Raw genomic sequence first — 17,865 nt, 5'->3', positions numbered from 1 at the left:
GCTACTTACCCGCCTTTCCGACCTTGCGGCGGATGACCTCGCCGGCGTACTTGACGCCCTTGGCCTTGTACGGGTCGGGCTTGCGCAGCTTGCGGATGTTCGCTGCGACCTCGCCGACCTTCTGCTTGTCGATGCCCTCGACGGAGAACTTCACCGGGGACTCGACCTTGAAGGAGATGCCCTCGGGGGCCTCGACGAGAATCGGGTGGCTGTATCCGAGCGCGAACTCCAGGTTGGAGCCCTTCGCCTGGACGCGGTAGCCGACTCCGCTGATTTCCAGCTGCTTGCTGTAGCCCGCGGTCACGCCGGTGATCATGTTCGCCACCAGCGTGCGGGACAGGCCGTGCAGGGCCTTCGAGACACGCTCGTCGTTGGGGCGGGTGACCAGCAGAGTGCCGTCCTCGCCCTTGGCGATGTCGATCGGCGCGGCAACGGTGTGGGTGAGGGAGCCCTTGGGGCCCTTCACCGCAACCGTGCGGCCGTCGATGGTGACGTCCACTCCGGCGGGAACCGAGATGGGCAGCTTGCCGATGCGCGACATTGCTATACCTCGCTTTCCCGGTTACCAGACGTAGGCGAGGACTTCCCCACCCACGCCCTTCTTCTGAGCCTGCTGGCCGGTGAGCAGACCGTGCGACGTGGAGATGATCGCCACGCCGAGGCCGCCGAGCACCTTCGGCAGGTTGGTGGACTTCGCGTAGACCCGCAGACCCGGCTTGCTGATCCGCTTGATGCCGGCGATGGAGCGCTGGCGCTCCGGGCCGAACTTCAGCTCAAGGACGAGGTTCTTGCCGACCTCGGCGTCCTCGACCTTCCAGCCGGTGATGTAGCCCTCCTGCTGGAGGATCTCCGCGATGTGCGACTTGATCTTGCTGAACGGCATGGTGACGTCGTCGTGGTACGCCGAATTCGCGTTACGCAGACGGGTCAGCATGTCCGCGATGGGGTCGGTCATGGTCATGAAGTGGCCCTGGGCCTCTCTCGCCGGGGTTTCCTGGTGCTCCATCCCTCTCCCCCGGGCAAACCGGGGACGGGTGCGGTGCGGTGGACCTACGGCGTAGTAAGTCGATGCGGGCGGCGGGCGCCCAACCCTTCTACCCTACGGGAAGAAAGGGCGGGGTCCCGCCGTCCATCTGCTTACCGAGAGTTCCTGGTGGTCCCGGGTGGGACTTACCAGGAGCTCTTGGTCACGCCCGGCAGCTCGCCGCGGTGGGCCATCTCACGAAGGCACACACGGCACAGGCCGAACTTGCGGTAGACGGAGTGCGGCCGGCCACAGCGCTGGCAGCGGTTGTAGCCGCGCACAGCGAACTTGGGCTTGCGAGCGGCCTTAGCGATCAGAGCCTTCTTCGCCACGGTCAGTTCTCCTTGAACGGGAAGCCGAGGTGACGAAGGAGGGCACGACCCTCGTCGTCGTTGGTCGCCGTGGTGACCACGGTGATGTCCATGCCCCGGACCCGGTCGATCTTGTCCTGGTCGATCTCGTGGAACATGACCTGCTCCGTGAGACCGAAGGTGTAGTTGCCCCGGCCGTCGAACTGCTTCGGCGACAGGCCGCGGAAGTCGCGGATACGCGGCAGCGCCAGCGACAGCAGCCGGTCCAGGAACTCCCACATGCGGTCGCCGCGCAGCGTGACGTGCGCACCGATCGGCTGACCCTCGCGCAGCTTGAACTGCGCGATGGACTTGCGGGCCTTGGTGACCTGCGGCTTCTGGCCGGTGATCGTGGCGAGGTCGCGGATGGCGCCCTCGATCAGCTTGGAGTCGCGGGCGGCGTCGCCCACACCCATGTTGACCACGATCTTGGTCAGGCCGGGGATCTGCATGACGTTCTCGTACGAGAACTGGTCACGCATCTTGCCCGCGATCTCCTCGCGGTAGCGCGTCTTGAGACGCGGTGAAGTGGTGGTGGCAGTCATCAGATGTCCTCACCGGTCCGCTTGGCAACGCGGATCTTGTTGCCCTCGTCGTCGAACCGGTAGCCGACGCGGGTCACGACCTTCTTGCCGTCCTTCTCAACAACCAGCTGCACGTTGCTGACGTGGACGGGCGCCTCGGTGGTGATGATGCCGCCGGTCTTCGAACCGCGGTCGGTCGCGCCGGCCTTGGTGTGCTTCTTGACCCGGTTGACACCCTCGACGAGGACGCGGTCCTGAGCGGGGTAGGCCACGATGACCTTGCCCTGCTTGCCCTTGTCCTTACCGGTGATGACCTGGACCAGGTCGCCCTTCTTGATCTTCATCGGTTACAGCACCTCCGGCGCGAGCGAGACGATCTTCATGAACTTCTTCTCGCGCAGCTCACGACCCACCGGGCCGAAGATACGGGTGCCGCGGGGGTCGCCGTCGTTCTTGAGGATGACGGCGGCGTTCTCGTCGAACCGGATGTACGAGCCGTCGGCACGACGGCGCTCCTTGACAGTCCGGACGATGACCGCCTTGACGACCTCGCCCTTCTTCACGTTGCCACCGGGGATCGCGTCCTTGACGGTGGCGACGATGACGTCACCGATTCCCGCGTAGCGGCGACCCGAACCGCCGAGAACACGGATGCAGAGGATCTCCTTGGCACCGGTGTTGTCAGCAATACGGAGTCGCGACTCCTGCTGGATCACGTCTATCTCCTGATGTGTCGCGTCGGTTCCCGGCGGGGGGCCGCTGCCTCGCGGTCGCGGCCCCGCCGCCGAGCCTGACGGAACGGTCCTGAGCGGATACCCGCTCAGGGATTACTCGGCCTTACTTGGCCTTCTCAAGGATCTCCACGACGCGCCACCGCTTCGTGGCGGAGGTCGGCCGGGTCTCCATGAGGAGGACCCGGTCGCCGATGCCCGCGGCGTTCTGCTCGTCGTGCGCCTTCAGCTTGTTGGTGCGGCGGATGACCTTGCCGTACAGGGCGTGCTTGACGCGGTCCTCGACGGCGACGACAACGGTCTTGTCCATCTTGTCGCTGACCACCAGGCCCTCACGGGTCTTGCGGAAGCCGCGCTGCTCGGTGCTGGTCTCAGTCACATTCTTCTCGCTCATCAGGCGCTCTCCACCGTCTCCACCGTCTCGATGCCCAGCTCGCGCTCACGCATGAGGGTGTAGATCCGGGCGATGTCCTTGCGGACGACCCTGAGCCGGCCGTTGTTCTCCAGCTGCCCGGTGGCCGCCTGGAAGCGGAGGTTGAAAAGCTCCTCCTTGGCCTCGCGCAGCTTGCCGACGAGCTCCTCGTCGCCGAGCTGGCGCAGCTCGGTCGCCTTGGTACCGGCCGCCATCACGACTCACCTGCCTCGCGCCGCACGATGCGGCACTTCATCGGAAGCTTGTGCGCGGCGCGGGTGAGCGCCTCGCGGGCAACCTTCTCGTTCGGGAAGGACAGCTCGAACATCACCCGACCGGGCTTGACGTTCGCGATCCACCACTCGGGGGAACCCTTACCGGAACCCATGCGGGTCTCGGCCGGCTTCTTCGTCAGCGGACGGTCCGGGTAGATGTTGATCCAGACCTTGCCGCCGCGCTTGATGTGCCGGGTGATGGAGATACGAGCGGACTCGATCTGCCGGTTGGTCACATACGCGGGAGTGACGGCCTGCAGGCCGTACTCGCCGAACGCCAGCTCCGTGCCGCCCTTGGCCATGCCACGACGGGTCGGGTGGTGCTGCTTGCGGTGCTTGACCCTGCGGGGGATCAGCATGGTACTTAGCCTTCCGTTCCGGGGGTCTCCGCGGCCGGGGCCTCAGCGGCGGGCGCCTCGGCCTTGGGGGCCGCGCCTTCCGTCTGGGGACGACGACCACGGCCACCGCGCTCGCCACCGCGCTCGCCACCGCGACGCTGCGGACGCTCGTTGCCGCCACCGCGGGCCGGACGGTTGCCCGCCCTGGCGGCCGCGTTGTCGGCACGGACCTCGGCGATGTTCTTGACGTCGCCCTTGTAGATCCACACCTTCACGCCGATCCGGCCGAAGGTGGTCTTGGCCTCGAAGAAGCCGTAGTCCACGTTCGCCCGCAGCGTGTGCAGCGGGACGCGGCCCTCGCGGTAGAACTCCGAGCGGGACATCTCGGCGCCGCCGAGACGGCCGCCGCACTGGATCTTGATGCCCTTGGCGCCGGCCTTCAGCGTGCCCTGCATGCTCTTGCGCATGGCACGGCGGAAGGAGACGCGGGAGGACAGCTGCTCGGCGACGGCCTGGGCCACCAGCTGAGCGTCCATCTCGGGGTTCTTGACCTCGAGGATGTTCAGCTGGACCTGCTTGCCGGTCAGCTTCTCCAGGTCACCGCGGATGCGGTCGGCCTCGGCGCCGCGGCGGCCGATGACGATGCCCGGACGCGCGGTGTGGATGTCGACGCGGACGCGGTCGCGGGTGCGCTCGATCTCCACCTTGGAGATGCCGGCCCGCTCCATGCCCTGCGTCATCATCTTGCGGATGGCGACGTCTTCCTTGACGTAGTCCTTGTACAGCTTGTCGGCGTACCACCGGGACTTGAAGTCCGTGGTGATGCCGAGCCGGAACCCGTAAGGGTTAACCTTCTGGCCCATTACCGGGTCCCTTCCTTGCTGGCGACGACCACGGTGATGTGGCTGGTCCGCTTGCGGATCCGGTAGGCACGGCCCTGGGCACGCGGCCGGAACCGCTTCAGGGTCGGGCCCTCGTCCACGTACGCCTCGCTGATGTACAGCGACTCGGCGTCCGTGTGGTCGTAGTTGTGCGCGGCGTTGGCGATGGCGCTGTCGAGCACCTTGCCGACCGGCTCGCTCGCGGCCTGCGGGGTGAAACGCAGGACCGCCTGAGCCTCCGTGGCATTCATGCCACGGATGAGGTCCACCACACGGCGGGCCTTCATGGGCGTGACGCGGATGTACCGCGCCTGGGCCCTGGCTTCCATGGTCGTCCCTTCAGTGTCTGTCTTCGTCACGGTTTTCAGCCCGCTCAGCGACGCCGCGACTTGCGGTCGTCCTTCTCGTGCCCGCGGAAGGTGCGGGTCGGTGCGAACTCGCCGAGCTTGTGGCCGACCATCGACTCAGTGACAAACACCGGGACGTGCTTACGGCCGTCGTGCACCGCGATCGTGTGGCCCAGCATCGCCGGGATGATCATCGAGCGGCGGGACCAGGTCTTGATGACGTTCTTGGTGCCTGCTTCGTTCTGGACGTCCACCTTCTTGATCAGGTGGTCGTCGACGAAGGGCCCCTTCTTGAGACTGCGCGGCATCTAAACCCGCTCCTAGCGCTTCTTGTTCGTCTTGCGGCGGCGGACGATGTACTTGCTCGATGCCTTCTTCGGCGAGCGCGTACGACCTTCCTTCTGACCCCACGGGGAGACCGGGTGGCGACCACCGGAGGTCTTGCCCTCACCACCACCGTGCGGGTGGTCCACCGGGTTCATGGCGACACCGCGGACGGTCGGGCGTACGCCCTTCCAGCGCATACGGCCGGCCTTGCCCCAGTTGATGTTCGACTGCTCGGCGTTGCCGACCTCACCGATGGTGGCGCGGCAGCGGACGTCGACCATCCGGACCTCGCCGGACGGCATACGAAGGGTGGCCATGGTGCCCTCCTTCGCCAGCAGCTGGACCGAAGCGCCCGCGGAGCGGGAGATCTTCGCGCCGCCACCGGGCCGCAGCTCGATCGCGTGGATCGTGGTACCCACCGGGATGTTGCGCAGCGGCAGGTTGTTGCCCGGCTTGATGTCGGCGTTGGGGCCGTTCTCGATCCGGTCGCCCTGCTGGAGCTTCGCGGGGGCGAGGATGTAGCGCTTCTCGCCGTCCGCGTAGTGCAGCAGCGCGATGCGCGCGGTGCGGTTGGGGTCGTACTCGATGTGCGCGACCTTGGCGGGCACGCCGTCCTTGTCGTGCCGACGGAAGTCGATGACACGGTAGGCGCGCTTGTGGCCACCACCCTGGTGGCGAACGGTCACACGACCGGCGTTGTTACGGCCGCCCTTGCTGTGCAGCGGGCGGACCAGCGACTTCTCCGGCGTGGACCGCGTGATCTCGACAAAGTCGGCGACGCTGGAGCCACGACGGCCCGGGGTCGTCGGCTTGTACTTGCGGATACCCATTTCTCAGTCCTCGGATGATTCCGGACTTCTGAACGGCCAGCCTCCGTTAGGAGACCGGGCCGCCGAAGATGTCGATTCGGTCGCCCTCGGCGAGGGTCACGATGGCGCGCTTGGTGTTGGCCCGCTTGCCGAAACCGGTGCGGGTGCGCTTGCGCTTGCCCTGCCGGTTGATCGTGTTGACCCCGGTGACCTTGACCTGGAAGACCGTCTCGACGGCCTGCTTGATCTGGGTCTTGTTGGCACGCGGGTCGACGACGAACGTGTACTTGTTCTCGTCGAGCAGCGCGTAGCTCTTCTCGGAGACCACCGGCTTGATCAGCAGGTCACGGGGGTCCGTGTAGGTCTTGCTGGTGATCACGGTCTGCTCGGCCATCAGGCGTCGCTCCCTTCCAGCTCGGCCGCGTCGACGATTTCGACGTCCTCGTCACCGGCACCGGTGAAGCGGTCGAACGCGGCCTTGGTGAAGACCACGTCGTCGGAGACGAGCACGTCGTACGTGTTCAGCTGACCGGCCTCCAGGATGTGCACCTGGGGCAGGTTGCGTGCGGACAGCCAGCCGGCCTCGTCGGCCCGCTCGATGACCAGGAGCACGTTCTTGCGCTCGCTGATCTTGCCGAGCAGCGTCCTGGCGGCCTTGGTGGACGGCGCCGTACCGTCGATCACGCCGGTGACGACGTGAATGCGGTTGTGCCGCGCCCGGTCGGTCAGGGCGCCGCGCAGGGCGGCCCTGATCATCTTCTTCGGGGTGCGCTGCGAGTAGTCGCGCGGTACCGGACCGTGGACGACGCCACCGCCGGCGAACTGCGGCGCGCGGGTCGAGCCCTGGCGGGCACGGCCGGTGCCCTTCTGGCGGTACGGCTTGCGGCCACCACCGCGGACCTCGCCACGCGTCTTGACCTTGTGCGTGCCCTGACGGGCCGCGGCCAGCTGCGCGACGACGACCTGGTGGATCAGCGGGATGCTGACCTTGGCGTCGAAGATCTCGGCCGGGAGCTCTACGGTCCCGGTCGTGTCGCCCGCGGGCGACAGGATGTCAATGTTCTTTGGGGTCGTCATATCCCTCAAGCCCCCTTGGCCGCGGTGCGGACCAGGACGAGGCCGCCGTTCGGGCCCGGGACGGCGCCCTTGATGAGGAGCAGTCCCTTCTCCGCGTCAACGGCGTGGACGGTCAGGTTCTGAGTGGTGACCCGCTCGTTGCCCATACGGCCCGCCATGCGCATGCCCTTGAAGACACGCCCAGGGGTGGCGCAGCCGCCGATGGAACCCGGCGAGCGGTGCTTGCGCTGGACGCCGTGGCCGGCGCCGAGGCCCTTGAAGTTGTGACGCTTCATGACACCGGCGAAGCCCTTGCCCTTGCTCTTGCCGGTCACGTCCACCTTGATGCCGGCCTCGAACACCTCAGCGGTGATCTCCTGGCCGAGCGTGTACGTGGCCGCGTCAGCGGTACGCAGCTCCACCAGGTGGCGGCGGGGGGTGACGTCGGCCTTGGCGAAGTGACCCTTGAGGGGCTTGTTCACCTTGCGGGGGTCGATCTCGCCGAAGGCGATCTGGACCGACTCGTAGCCGTCGGCGTCATTCGTACGGACCTGGGTCACGACGTTGGGGCCGGCCTTGACCACGGTCACCGGGACGACACGGTTGTTCTCGTCCCAGACCTGGGTCATGCCGAGCTTCTCGCCCAGGATGCCCTTGATCTGCTTGGTCATCTTTCCGCGCCTCTCAGAGCTTGATCTCGATGTCGACGCCGGCCGGAAGGTCCAGGCGCATCAGCGAGTCAACGGTCTTGGGCGTCGGGTCGAGGATGTCGATCAGGCGCTTGTGCGTGCGCATCTCGAAGTGCTCGCGCGCGTCCTTGTACTTGTGCGGCGACTTGATGACGCAGTACACGTTCTTCTCAGTGGGCAGCGGCACCGGGCCCGCGACCTGCGCACCAGTACGCGTCACCGTCTCGACGATCTTCTTCGCCGAGGAGTCGATGACTTCGTGGTCGTAGGCCTTGAGCCGGATGCGGATCTTCTGTCCCGCCATGGCTACTCCGTAGTCCTTGTCTCTATTCAGCTCCGGCATCCGCTTGCTCCGACCCACGCGGTCGGGCGTGTCGCGCCCCTCGCCATGGTTTTCCGCATGCGGAATTCCCTGACCAGGGGGTTGCGTGGGAGAAATCACCCACCGGATGCCTGGCCGGAGCCGCACTGACACTTCCCGGAAGATTCCCGTACGTCCGCCCCAGCGCTGCCCACCTGGGCAGTTAGGGCGACGAGTACCGTGGGACTCGCTTCCGGTCCTCCCGACGGGAGGCGCGCAGCATCGGCGCTCGACCGAGCAACTTGGGTAGTCTGCCATACCGGCCGCACCCGGCGCCAATCGAGCCGGGAAGCTTACCCCTCTGTGTTCAGCCCGCAAACGCGGGCAGCCATACGGTGTCGCACATCTGAGCAACCGCATCGCACACGAGGACAACCATACGTACGCCACGGTGGTCGAACCCCCAAAGGCCGGCCCAGCACCGAGTTCGCTCTCGGTATGCCGCCGGCACATTCGTCAACTCGTCGAGAGGCCCACTCGTGAGTATGACCAGCCGCACGCCGAGGCAGCCGCTGCCCGAGCAGGTCGAATCCCCGGCCCGCGCCTCGCCCGGACCCGCCGAGCCGGCCGCACGCGGGGCACGGCTGGCGGCGGTGGACATGCTCCGTCTGGTGGCGGCGCTGGCAGTGGCGTCGTTCCACTACCTGGGCACCGAGAGCCCGGCGTACTGGGGCACCGCGCCGACCGACTTCGCCTCCCCCGTGCACCGGATGTCGATGTACGGCTGGCTGGGCGTGGAGGCGTTCTTCCTGATCAGCGGCTTCGTCATCTGCATGAGCGCCTGGGGCCGCACACCCGGGCAGTTCGCGGTATCCCGGCTGTCGCGCCTCTACCCCGCCTACTGGTGCGCCCTGGCGCTGGTCGTCCTGTGCATGGCGGTGACCGTACGCGGCAGCGGCGGGCTGCGTGAGGCCATCGCCCCGCGGGTGGTCGCCGCCAACCTGACCATGGCCCCGGGGGCGCTGCATGTCGAGCCGCTCGACGGCGTGGCCTGGACGCTCTGGGTGGAGGCCCGGTTCTACCTGCTCATGGCGGTGGTGCTCGCCTTCGGCTTCACCTACCACCGCATGCTGGGCTTCTGCACGGTCTGGCTGGGAGTCGCGGCCGCCGGCGCCGAGATGAGCAACCGGGTGGTGGGCGAGATCGCCCTCACCGACTACGCCGGCCTGTTCGTCGCCGGCATCGCGGTCTACCTGATGTACCGCTTCGGCCAGAACCTGCTGCTGTGGATGGTGCTCGGCCTGGCCTGGCTCTTCCAGCTCAGCGAGATGTACGGCAGGAGCAGCGCCCACGTTCTCGACACGGGTTCCACGCAGCACACGTCCTGGCTGGTCTGCACGGTCCTGCTGACCGGCTTCCTCGCGCTGCTCATGCTCGCCACGATCGGCCCGCTGGCGAAGCTGCAGTGGCGCTGGCTGGTCACCGGCGGGGCGCTCACCTACCCCTTCTACCTGGTGCACCAGAGCATCGGCGTGCCGATGGGCAAGGAGCTGTCGGCCCACGTGTCCTGGCTCGGCCCCTGGTCCACGGTGCTGCTGACCCTCGGCTCGATGCTGCTGCTGGCCCGGTTGATGAACGGTCTCGTCGAGAAGCCGTTCGGCAAGCTCATGCGCAAGCACCTGGCCAAGGGGCTCAACCCGCCCAGGGTGCGCGCGGAGGCGGAGGCGGCCAGGGCGAAGGCCGGGGCGGCGAGCGCCTGACCGGCACGGCGGTGACGGCGACGGGGGCCCGGCCGATCGGCCGGGCCCCCGTCGTCATGTGGGCGGACCGGGTCAGCCGGTGTAGTAGCCCATGATGTCCGCGATCAGATCGACGGTGCCGTAGGCGTTCCAGAAGTCGACCTTGCCGTTCACGACCGGCACGACGACCAGGTTCGGGATCGTCTCGCCCTTCACGAAGTTCAGGTTCGACGCGCTGGTGCGGGTCGTACCGTCCGGATAGACCGACACGAAGCTCGACGCCGTGGGACCGGTCGCCGTCACGTTCAGCACCACCGCGGTCACCCCGCTGACCGGCACGCCGTTGTCGCCGGTGACCGGCAGGCTCACCAGCGCGCCCGGACCGACCTTGCCGGTGCGCACCCCGATGCCGCTGCGGGTGTCCATCAGCCGGCGCGGGCCGAGGTTGCTGTACTTCGCACCGGTGGTGGCCGAGGTGTAGTAGCCGGAGATGTCGGCGATCAGGTTCACGCTGCCGCCGTGGTTGTAGAAGTCGACCTTGCCGTTCACGACCGGCACGACGACCAGGTTCGGGATCGTCTGGCCCGGCGTGAAGTTCAGGTTCGACGCGCTGGTGCGGGCCGTACCGTCCGGATAGACCGACACGAAGCTCGACGCCGTGGGGCCGGTCGCGGTCACGTTCAGCACCACCGCGGTCACGCCGGAGGCCGGCACGCCCGTGCTGCCGCCGGTGACCGGCAGGCTCACCACGCCACCGGGACCGACCGCACCCTTGCGCACACCCGTGCCGTACCTGGTGTCCATCAGCCGGGTCGGCGTCAGGGTCCGGTACGTCGAGCCCGTGGTGTCGGCGGTGTAGTAGCCGGTGACGTCCGCGATGACGTTGACGCTGCCGCCGTGGTTGTAGAAGTCGACCTTGCCGTTCACGACCGGCACGACGACCAGGTTCGGGATCGTCTGGCCCGGCGTGAAGTTCAGGTTCGACGCGCTGGTGCGGGCCGTACCGTCCGGATAGACCGACAGGTAGCTCGACGCCGTGGGGCCGGTCGCGGTCACGTTCAGCACCACCGCGGTCACGCCGGAGGCCGGCACGCCCGTGCTGCCGCCGGTGACCGGCAGGCTCACCACGCCACCGGGACCGACCGCACCCTTGGGCGCACCCGTGCCGTACCTGGTGTCCATCAGCCGGGTCGGCGTCAGCGGGTGGAAGGTTGTCGCGGGCGGCGGTGCGTCGGCGACGACGGTGGTCGCCGCGCTGGTCGCGGCCTTGCCCGACTGGTGGATGCCCTGGACGCTGACGGCGTGCGTGCCCACCGGAAGCGTGACGGTCGCCGACCGCGCGGTGCCCGCGACGGTGGTGGCCGCGGTGCCGTCGACCAGGACCTTGAAGGCCGAGATCAGCGAACTGGGCGTCGAGGTGGTCCAGTTGACGGTGGCGGGCCCGGTGGTGTGGTAGGTCCCGCCGTCCAGGTAGGCCGCCCCGCTCACCGAGCTGACGGCCAGGCCGGCGACCGGCCCCGCGGCATAGCTGCGGATCGTGCCGAGCTGCGCGTAGAGCATGTCGCCCGGGCACTCGGTGGCCACGCCGTCACGGTGCGCGGAGATCGCCGCGAAGGGGTACGACTGCCCGGCGGTGAAGGTCCGGCCGGTGCCGCTGGTCTGGGTGGTCTGGGTGGTCAGCGTCACCGTGCTCGACGGGTCGACCCCGTACTGCCCGAGCTTCCACGCGGCCACCCGGGCGATCGACGTCAGCGCGGCGTTGCTGGCGCTGACGGACGTGTAGGTGCCGAGCACGGCGATGCCGGCGGTGTCCTGGTTCCACCCGGCGGTGTGCGCGCCCTCGACCGGCTGGTCCACGCCGCCCTTGCGGCCCTCGAAGACCGTGCCGCACTTGTCGACCAGGAAGTTGTAGCCGATGTCCTTCCAGCCCTCGGTCTGCACGTGGTAGGCGTAGATGCCGCGGATGATCGACGGGGAGTCGGCGCAGTCGTAGTCGACGGCGCCGTCGGTGTGGTGGACGAAGATGCCGTGGACGTCGTCCATGTAGACCGGGTCCTCGGGGCTGATCGACTCGTCCGCGCCCCAGCCGGCCCTGTTCACGATCGTCGGCTGCGGCACCGAGGACGCCGGCCCGGTACCGGGCGGGCGCGGGGTGTCCCTCGGCGCGACCGCCGCCTGGGTGCCCCCCGTGCTCGGGGCGTCGCCGACCATGTCGACCCGCAGCCCCGCGGGCAGCGCCCCCGCGCCCCCGTCCACCTGGACCTGGACGCCGTCGGAAGGGCCGACCCACAGCGGCTCGGTCGCGCCGCGCGCCCCGGCTCCGAGGCCGGCCACCGGATCGGACGCGTCCAGCTGGTGCCACCCGGACCAGGCACCTGTCCCGGCGTCCCTGGTGCGCACCTCGACCCGCGCGGGGCCGGCGGCCTTCGGGTCCCGCCACGACACGCCCACCGTGCTGAACGGGTCGGTGCCGCGCCTGCCGAGCACCGCGGAGCCGTCGCTGCTGACGGCCAGTCCGACCGTGTGCACCGAACTCGCCACGGGGCCGGCCGCCCTCGCCCCGGTCACCCCCGCCCCACTGCCCGGCGCCCCCTGCGCCGCCTGCTGAAGCCCCACCATTCCTGACACGCCCACCGCGGCCGCGAGAGCCGCTCCCCACACCCGACGTGTTCTCACATGTCTCCCCTCATGGCACCGTTCAACGTTCGAAGTCCCACAGCGTATGCGACGACACTCCAGCCCCACCGGGCGGTTCCGTACGAAGGAGGTAGGCCGAGGTCGAGGACGCCAACTCGGGCCGCCTGCCTGGGAGTACGCATCATCCCGGCCTCCCGGGACCGCCGGGCCGTACGGTGTCGTGGTGGCCATCCAGGTGATCGTTCTCAACGGCGGATCGAGCTCGGGCAAGTCCTCGCTCGCCCGCAGTCTCCAGGCGGTGCTGCCCGACGCCTGGTTGACCTTCGGCGTGGACGACTTCGTCGACGCGCTGCCCGCCGCACTCCAGGACTCGGACGCGGGCATCGAGTTCGCCCCGGATGGCGGAGTGAGCGTCGGCCCCGCGTTCCGCGCCCTGGAGGCGGCCTGGGTCACCGGTGTCGCCGCGATGGCCCGCGCCGGCGCCCACGTCATCGTCGACGAGGTCTTCCTCGGTGGCCCGGACTCCCAGCGACGCTGGCGCGAGGCGCTGGGCGACCTGCCGGTGCTGTGGGTCGGCGTCCGCTGCGAGCCCGCGACGGCGGCCGCCCGCGAGGCCGCCCGCGGTGACCGCACCACCGGGATGGCCGCCCTCCAGGCGGAGCTGGTCCACCGGGGCGTCGTGTACGACCTGGAGGTCGACACCACCCGCGCCGACCCGGCGGCATGCGCCCGCACCGTCGCCGCACACGCCCAAGGAGAGCGCGGCGTGTCCGGTTCGTTCAAGAAAGGTGCGCCGGCAGCGGCTAGCGTCGTAGCCATGAACGGCATCGCCAAGGAATCGCGCCACCTCAGCGTCCGCATCGCCCGTCCCGCCGGCGAGGTCTACGCGTACGCCGCCGACCCGGCCAACCTGCCCGCGTGGGCGCACGGCCTCAGCGGCTCCATCAGCCCATCGGGGACGGGCGAGGAGTGGGTCGCGGAGTCCCCGATGGGCCGCGTCACCGTCACCTTCACCCCGCGCAACCCCCTCGGCGTCCTCGACCACGACGTGACGCTCCCGACCGGCGAGACGGTCCACAACCCCGTCCGCGTCCTGCCCGACGGCCCGGCCAGCGAGGTCGTCTTCACCATTCGCCACCTCCCCGCCATGACCGACGAGGAATTCGACCGGGACGCCGCGACGGTCGCCGCCGACCTGGACCGCCTCAAGCACGTCCTGGAGGCCGCCCCGCCCGGCGGGGTGTGACGTCGCAGCCGCCGCCCCCCCTGTCACCGGTCCTGAAGGGCACGCCTACCCCCTGCCGGAAGCCGTTGCAGGCGCCGCCTGATGTGGCGCTCCGCCGGCCGCTCCACCGCGACGTGCAGGACCGCCGCGAGCGAGGTGGCGGCGGACAGGACCAGCACGAGCATCACCGCCTTGCCGCCCGCGGTGTGCAGGCGGGCCGCCATGCCGAAGTGCCGGAAGGCGGTGAGCACCATGGAGTGGACGAGGTAGAAGGCGAAGGACCTCTCGCCGAGCCGGACCAGCGCGGGGTGGACGAGCAGGCCGCCGCCGCGTTCGACGTCGCGCAGCGCGGCCGCGGCGATCAGCACCGCGAAGACGGGCACGACGACGGCGTCGAAGTAGTCGGCACCCGGCGGCAGGCCGGGTATCAGACCGGGCTGGAAGACCGAGCGCCAGCGCAGGGCGACGATCACGGCGAGCAGGCCGATGGCCGGTGCGACGCCGAGCACGGGCCGCCGGCCGCGCCTGAGCGCCAGCGCGGCGCACATGCCGACGACGAACATCGGGGTGAGGGCGAGCGGTGAGGCGTAGGTGAGGCGTACGGCCTCGAAGGGGAAGGCGCCGGAGCCGGGCCACGTACGGGTCAGCAGCGTCACCAGCACCATCGCCGCGGCGGTCGCCGCCAGGGACCGGCCCCGCAGCCGGGACAGCAGGCGGATGAGCAGGGGATGGGACAGGTAGAAGAACGCCTCGCAGGACAGCGTCCAGGTGACGATGTTCGCCGTGTAGAAGTGGTGGGTGGTCCACACCTGAGTCAGGGTCAGGGTCTCCACCGTGCCGCCGGGCGAGAAGGCCGCACGGTTCCAGTAGTGGACGATGGCGAGCGCCGGCAGGGTCGTCACGGCAAGCAGCGGCCAGACGCGCGCGAAGCGCCGTACGTAGAAGTTCCGCACCGTGTCGCCGGGACGTGCGGACCAGGTCAGCACGAAACCGGACAGCACGAAGAAGAACGGGACCCCTTCGTAGCCGATGCGCATCAGCGGGGCCAGGACGGGCAGCGGTGCCAGGTCGGACGCGGTGTGGAAGCCGAAGACGCCCAGCGCGGCGAACCACCGCAGGGCCGTCAGCGAGTCGGCGCGCCCGCCGTAGCCCGGGGGCGCCGCCGGCCGGGGTGGCGCCCCGTTCTCGGCCGTGCCGCCTTCCGGGTGGCCGGGCGGCCGGTCCGGCGGGTGCTCGGCCCCCCCGGGCGGGGCTGGTCGTCTGGCCGAGTGGCATGGTCGGGTTCTCCTGTCGGAGGGCAGAGGCCGGAGCGGGCACGGGGGCATGAGGGCAAGCCGGAGCAGCACGTCGCCGTATCGGCGCGGGCTCCGTGTGACGAGGAGGTGAGGGCCGCTACTGCGGCTTGAGGTTCGCCCCTGCTTTCAGCTCGGGGCGCAGGGCGAGGGCGGTCAGTTCCGCCATGGTGAGCAGCGGCAGAGCCGTGGGCGGGGTGGAGCCGTCGTCTGCCGGGAAGCCCGCGGTCTCGGTGACGAAGAGCACCCGCACGTTGCCGGTCGCCAGCAACGCCGCGTAGGCGCGGGCAGTGGAGTTCCCGTAGCCGTCGAAGGTTGCGTGTGCCATCTTCTCGGCCCTGAGGTGCCCCGTCCCGGCACGGGACGTGGAGCATGACAACTGGCCCACGGCGGGCTCGCAGGCCAGGCTGGGATCGACCGTGAGGCCCCAGACGAACTGGAGCGTGCCCGTTCTCCCACCACGGACGATGCGGTAGACGCCGTCGAGGTCGCCCTGGTCGGGGCTCTCGTTGACGAGGCTCCGCACCTTGAACGCCGTCACCCCGCCGGGCAGGATGCGGCGCACGATCGCTTCCGCGTCGGAGCCCCTGCCCCTCGGCGTCGCCTTCGCGGTCGTCTTCTCCGGCTGCGAGGCCTGGATCGGCGGTGACGCGGCCTGCGTGCGCAGACCCGTGCCGGGCAGTTCGGTCGCGGTGAAGGCGAGGACGGCGGCGGCCGCCGTCGCCGCCCCCGCCACCAGGCCCCGACGTCGTCTGCGCAGCTGGGCCGCCCGATGGAACACCGCTTCCACGGGAAGCCCACCCGCGGGCGGAGCGACTCCGTCGACCGCGTGTTCCAGGAGTTCCCGCGTCCGGCTGTTCTTGTCGCTCATGTCATCGTCTCCAGGACGTCAGTGCGCAGCACTGCCAGGCCCCTGGCAGCGTGGCTCTTGACCGTGTTCTCCCGCAGGTCCAGCTGCCTGGCGGTTTCCCCGACGCTCAGGTCCTCCCAGTAGCGCAGGACGAGCACCACACGCTGCACGGGTGTGAGCCGGGCCAGGGCCGCGCGCACCGCGATGCCGACGTCGGGGTCGCCGTCGGCGGAGGCGCCTTCCTCGGGAAGCTCCCCGTACGGCTGCTCCCGCCGCCAGAAGCGCCGGCGGGAGGCGATGAAGGTGTTGACCAGCGTCTTGCGCGTGTACGCGTCGACGTTGTCGACGCGTTGCAGCCGGCGCCAGTTGAGCACCACCTTGACCAGGGTGCTCTGGACCAGGTCCTCCGCCTCCTCACGGTTTCCGCACAGCAGGTACGCGCTGCGGAAAAGGGCGGTGCGCCGGGCCGAGACGAATGCCGCCAACGCGTCCTGGCTGTCGTTCACCACACCTCCGCCGCCCGGCCCCCGCGGGCTCCTGCCTTGTCCAATGCGGTGGGCGGTGCGGAGGGTTGCGGTCCACTCCACCAGCAGGGAGTGACCTGCGTCACACCGGAAGCTGCGGCGTCAGTCGCCGGCCTCGACGATCGTCCAGGGCCGCATCAGGTCGTCGTCCTCGTGCTCAAGGCTGTGGCAGTGGCGGACGTACCCGTTAGGGCTCTTCGGTGCCACCGCCCCCGGCGCCGTCACGGGGCGACCCCGAGAGCGGGTGCGGGAGTGTCGCGCAGGCGGCGGAGCGGGGAGAAGAAGAGGAACCAGCCGGCCGCCCAGGAGCCGGCGAAGGCCAGCCAGAGGGTGGGCCGTATACCGATCTGCGCGCCGAGGACCCCGCCGAGAAGGGCGCCGAGCGGCCGCGTGCCCCACACGATCCACCGGACGGCCGCGTTCATCCGGCCCATCAGCTCCGGCGGTGTCACCGACTGCCGATAGCTGAGCTGTGCGACGTTGAAGACCATCGCGGAGAAGTACGCGGCGCCCCAGCCCAGCGGGAAGAGCAGCACCCCCCAGCCCCGCCACGCAGCCGCCGCGACGACCTGCGGCGCGCTGAGCACCAGCATCGACACCCACAGGACCCGCGCCGTGCCGATCCTCTTGGCGAGCCGACCCGCGCACGCTCCGCCGACGACCCCGCCGACGGCCGCGCCCGCCACGATCAGCCCGATCAGCGCGGGACGCACGTGCAGCACCCGGATGAGGAAGATCGTCGCCAGCGCCGCACTCATGCCGTTGAAGAGGTTCGCGGTGGCCGTGCACAGCACGATCTTGCGCAATATCGGGTGCCGGAGAACGAATCTCAGCCCCTGGGCGATCCTGCTCAGCAGCGTCTCCTCCGCCCGCCCCGCGGGCGGCGGCTCCTCGCGCGACCTGATCCCGACGATCGAGGCGACCGAGAAGGCGTACGAGGCCGCATCCGCCGTCAGAGCCCCCGCGGCGCCGAAGGCCGCGACCAGTGCCCCGCCCAGGCCGGGGCCCCCGAACTGCGCGAAGGCCTGGGTGGTCGCCAACTTCCCGTTGGCCTCGATCCGGTACTCGGCGCGAACCAGCGACGGCACGTAACTCTGGTACGAGACGTCGAAGAACACAGTGCACACCCCGGCCGCGACGGCGACGGCGTAGAGCTGCGCCATCGTCAAGCCGCCGAACGCGCCCACCACCGGGATCGAGCCGATGATCAGCAGGCGGAGGAGGTCGCAGGCGATCATGATGGCCCGCTTGGACCCGCGGTCCACCCATGCCCCCGCGGGCAGTGCTATCACCGCGAACGCCACGGTAGTGGCGGCCGTCAGCAACCCGACCTGAAAGGTGCTCGCCTTCAGTGCGACGACCGCGACCAGCGGCAACGCGAGCTGCGTGACCGCCGAGCCCATCTCGCTGACCGCTTGACCGCTCCAGAGCAGGACGAAGTCCCGCTGCCGCCACAGGTTCGGGCCGCCGTCGAAGTCGGTTCCGGTGTACCGGAGTTCGTCCGCTGTTCCTGACATCACGTCAGCCTAGGGGT

Annotated in this window: 24 protein-coding genes and 1 pseudogene; 3 read left to right on the top strand and 22 right to left on the bottom strand. The window is 69.5% G+C overall.

What is annotated here, in order from left to right:
• Position 1: 1 nt before the first annotated feature.
• The 17 genes from rplF to rpsJ form a co-directional block, all read right to left on the bottom strand.
• A complete protein-coding gene (gene rplF / locus BUE44_RS00710; RefSeq protein ID WP_033177807.1) occupies positions 2-541 on the bottom strand; it encodes a 50S ribosomal protein L6 in 540 nt (179 codons plus the stop codon).
• A gap of 21 nt (positions 542-562) precedes the next feature.
• Positions 563-961 (bottom strand): 30S ribosomal protein S8, encoded by a 399-nt coding sequence (rpsH, locus tag BUE44_RS00705; RefSeq protein WP_033177924.1) that lies wholly within the window; start codon positions 959-961, stop codon positions 563-565.
• A gap of 209 nt (positions 962-1,170) precedes the next feature.
• Complete coding sequence (locus BUE44_RS00700) at positions 1,171-1,356, bottom strand: type Z 30S ribosomal protein S14 (protein ID WP_073492416.1); 186 nt, start codon at positions 1,354-1,356, stop codon at positions 1,171-1,173.
• 2 nt (positions 1,357-1,358) lie between these two features.
• Positions 1,359-1,919 (bottom strand): 50S ribosomal protein L5, encoded by a 561-nt coding sequence (gene rplE, locus BUE44_RS00695; RefSeq protein WP_033177805.1) that lies wholly within the window; start codon positions 1,917-1,919, stop codon positions 1,359-1,361.
• On the bottom strand, positions 1,919-2,242 hold the full coding sequence (gene rplX / locus BUE44_RS00690; RefSeq protein WP_033177804.1) for a 50S ribosomal protein L24: 324 nt from the start codon (positions 2,240-2,242) through the stop codon (positions 1,919-1,921). The genes rplE and rplX overlap by 1 nt, the downstream gene beginning before the upstream one ends.
• A 3-nt stretch (positions 2,243-2,245) precedes the next feature.
• Positions 2,246-2,614, bottom strand: a complete 369-nt coding sequence (gene rplN, locus BUE44_RS00685; protein ID WP_073492414.1) for a 50S ribosomal protein L14 — start codon at positions 2,612-2,614, stop codon at positions 2,246-2,248.
• 121 nt (positions 2,615-2,735) lie between these two features.
• Positions 2,736-3,023, bottom strand: a complete 288-nt coding sequence (rpsQ, locus tag BUE44_RS00680; RefSeq protein ID WP_033177803.1) for a 30S ribosomal protein S17 — start codon at positions 3,021-3,023, stop codon at positions 2,736-2,738.
• Entirely contained in the window at positions 3,023-3,256 is a 234-nt protein-coding gene (rpmC, locus tag BUE44_RS00675) for a 50S ribosomal protein L29 (RefSeq protein WP_073492412.1), read from the bottom strand. Before rpmC ends, rpsQ begins: the two co-directional genes overlap by 1 nt.
• A complete protein-coding gene (gene rplP, locus BUE44_RS00670) occupies positions 3,256-3,675 on the bottom strand; it encodes a 50S ribosomal protein L16 (protein ID WP_033177801.1) in 420 nt (139 codons plus the stop codon). Before rplP ends, rpmC begins: the two co-directional genes overlap by 1 nt.
• Before the next feature lie 5 nt (positions 3,676-3,680).
• Positions 3,681-4,517, bottom strand: coding sequence for a 30S ribosomal protein S3 (rpsC, locus tag BUE44_RS00665; RefSeq protein WP_073492410.1), 837 nt, complete (start codon positions 4,515-4,517; stop codon positions 3,681-3,683).
• The gene (gene rplV / locus BUE44_RS00660; RefSeq protein WP_073492408.1) at positions 4,517-4,864 is read right to left on the bottom strand and encodes a 50S ribosomal protein L22; all 348 of its coding nucleotides are present in this window, start codon (positions 4,862-4,864) and stop codon (positions 4,517-4,519) included. The genes rpsC and rplV overlap by 1 nt, the downstream gene beginning before the upstream one ends.
• 44 nt (positions 4,865-4,908) lie before the next feature.
• A complete protein-coding gene (gene rpsS / locus BUE44_RS00655; RefSeq protein ID WP_033177798.1) occupies positions 4,909-5,190 on the bottom strand; it encodes a 30S ribosomal protein S19 in 282 nt (93 codons plus the stop codon).
• A 12-nt stretch (positions 5,191-5,202) separates the two neighbouring features.
• Positions 5,203-6,039 carry a 50S ribosomal protein L2 gene (rplB, locus tag BUE44_RS00650; protein ID WP_073492405.1) on the bottom strand — a complete coding sequence of 279 codons (837 nt, stop codon included), beginning with the start codon at positions 6,037-6,039 and terminating at the stop codon, positions 5,203-5,205.
• A gap of 46 nt (positions 6,040-6,085) precedes the next feature.
• Complete coding sequence (gene rplW / locus BUE44_RS00645) at positions 6,086-6,412, bottom strand: 50S ribosomal protein L23 (protein ID WP_073492403.1); 327 nt, start codon at positions 6,410-6,412, stop codon at positions 6,086-6,088.
• Positions 6,412-7,095, bottom strand: a complete 684-nt coding sequence (gene rplD, locus BUE44_RS00640) for a 50S ribosomal protein L4 (protein ID WP_073492401.1) — start codon at positions 7,093-7,095, stop codon at positions 6,412-6,414. The genes rplW and rplD overlap by 1 nt, the downstream gene beginning before the upstream one ends.
• Positions 7,096-7,100: 5 nt before the next feature.
• On the bottom strand, positions 7,101-7,745 hold the full coding sequence (gene rplC / locus BUE44_RS00635; protein WP_073492399.1) for a 50S ribosomal protein L3: 645 nt from the start codon (positions 7,743-7,745) through the stop codon (positions 7,101-7,103).
• Between the two features lie 13 nt (positions 7,746-7,758).
• Positions 7,759-8,067 carry a 30S ribosomal protein S10 gene (gene rpsJ / locus BUE44_RS00630; RefSeq protein WP_073492397.1) on the bottom strand — a complete coding sequence of 103 codons (309 nt, stop codon included), beginning with the start codon at positions 8,065-8,067 and terminating at the stop codon, positions 7,759-7,761.
• 542 nt (positions 8,068-8,609) lie between these two features.
• Between rpsJ and BUE44_RS00625 the strand changes: the two genes are divergently transcribed.
• The gene (locus tag BUE44_RS00625; protein WP_073492395.1) at positions 8,610-9,824 is read left to right on the top strand and encodes an acyltransferase family protein; all 1,215 of its coding nucleotides are present in this window, start codon (positions 8,610-8,612) and stop codon (positions 9,822-9,824) included.
• A gap of 72 nt (positions 9,825-9,896) precedes the next feature.
• On the opposite strand, the gene BUE44_RS00620 is transcribed toward BUE44_RS00625, so the two are convergent.
• The gene (locus BUE44_RS00620) at positions 9,897-12,344 is read right to left on the bottom strand and encodes a peptidoglycan recognition protein family protein (RefSeq protein ID WP_073492393.1); all 2,448 of its coding nucleotides are present in this window, start codon (positions 12,342-12,344) and stop codon (positions 9,897-9,899) included.
• A gap of 331 nt (positions 12,345-12,675) precedes the next feature.
• Between BUE44_RS00620 and cpt the strand changes: the two are divergent.
• Together cpt and BUE44_RS37730 are read left to right on the top strand one after the other, a co-directional pair.
• Positions 12,676-13,188: pseudogene (cpt, locus tag BUE44_RS37735) on the top strand (chloramphenicol phosphotransferase CPT); the annotation flags it as partial.
• 69 nt (positions 13,189-13,257) lie between these two features.
• On the top strand, positions 13,258-13,686 hold the full coding sequence (locus BUE44_RS37730) for an SRPBCC family protein (protein WP_200804312.1): 429 nt from the start codon (positions 13,258-13,260) through the stop codon (positions 13,684-13,686).
• A 23-nt stretch (positions 13,687-13,709) separates the two neighbouring features.
• Here the strand turns inward: BUE44_RS37730 and BUE44_RS00605 are convergent, their stop codons facing one another.
• The 4 genes from BUE44_RS00605 to BUE44_RS00590 all read right to left on the bottom strand — a co-directional run bounded on the left by BUE44_RS00605 (position 13,710) and on the right by BUE44_RS00590 (position 17,848).
• Complete coding sequence (locus BUE44_RS00605; RefSeq protein WP_143172454.1) at positions 13,710-14,990, bottom strand: acyltransferase family protein; 1,281 nt, start codon at positions 14,988-14,990, stop codon at positions 13,710-13,712.
• Positions 14,991-15,057: 67 nt separating this feature from the next.
• Positions 15,058-15,828 carry a hypothetical protein gene (locus tag BUE44_RS37335; RefSeq protein ID WP_073492391.1) on the bottom strand — a complete coding sequence of 257 codons (771 nt, stop codon included), beginning with the start codon at positions 15,826-15,828 and terminating at the stop codon, positions 15,058-15,060.
• Positions 15,825-16,313 carry a SigE family RNA polymerase sigma factor gene (locus tag BUE44_RS00595; RefSeq protein ID WP_107415595.1) on the bottom strand — a complete coding sequence of 163 codons (489 nt, stop codon included), beginning with the start codon at positions 16,311-16,313 and terminating at the stop codon, positions 15,825-15,827. Before BUE44_RS00595 ends, BUE44_RS37335 begins: the two co-directional genes overlap by 4 nt.
• A 239-nt stretch (positions 16,314-16,552) precedes the next feature.
• Positions 16,553-17,848, bottom strand: a complete 1,296-nt coding sequence (locus BUE44_RS00590) for an MFS transporter (RefSeq protein WP_073492386.1) — start codon at positions 17,846-17,848, stop codon at positions 16,553-16,555.
• Between the last annotated feature and the right edge of the window lie 17 nt (positions 17,849-17,865).

Source organism: Actinacidiphila paucisporea, assembly GCF_900142575.1.
In the GTDB taxonomy this organism is placed as follows: domain Bacteria; phylum Actinomycetota; class Actinomycetes; order Streptomycetales; family Streptomycetaceae; genus Actinacidiphila; species Actinacidiphila paucisporea.
The sequence above is the reverse complement of the archived record's forward strand: the minus strand, read 5'-3'. Positions and strand labels throughout refer to the sequence as shown.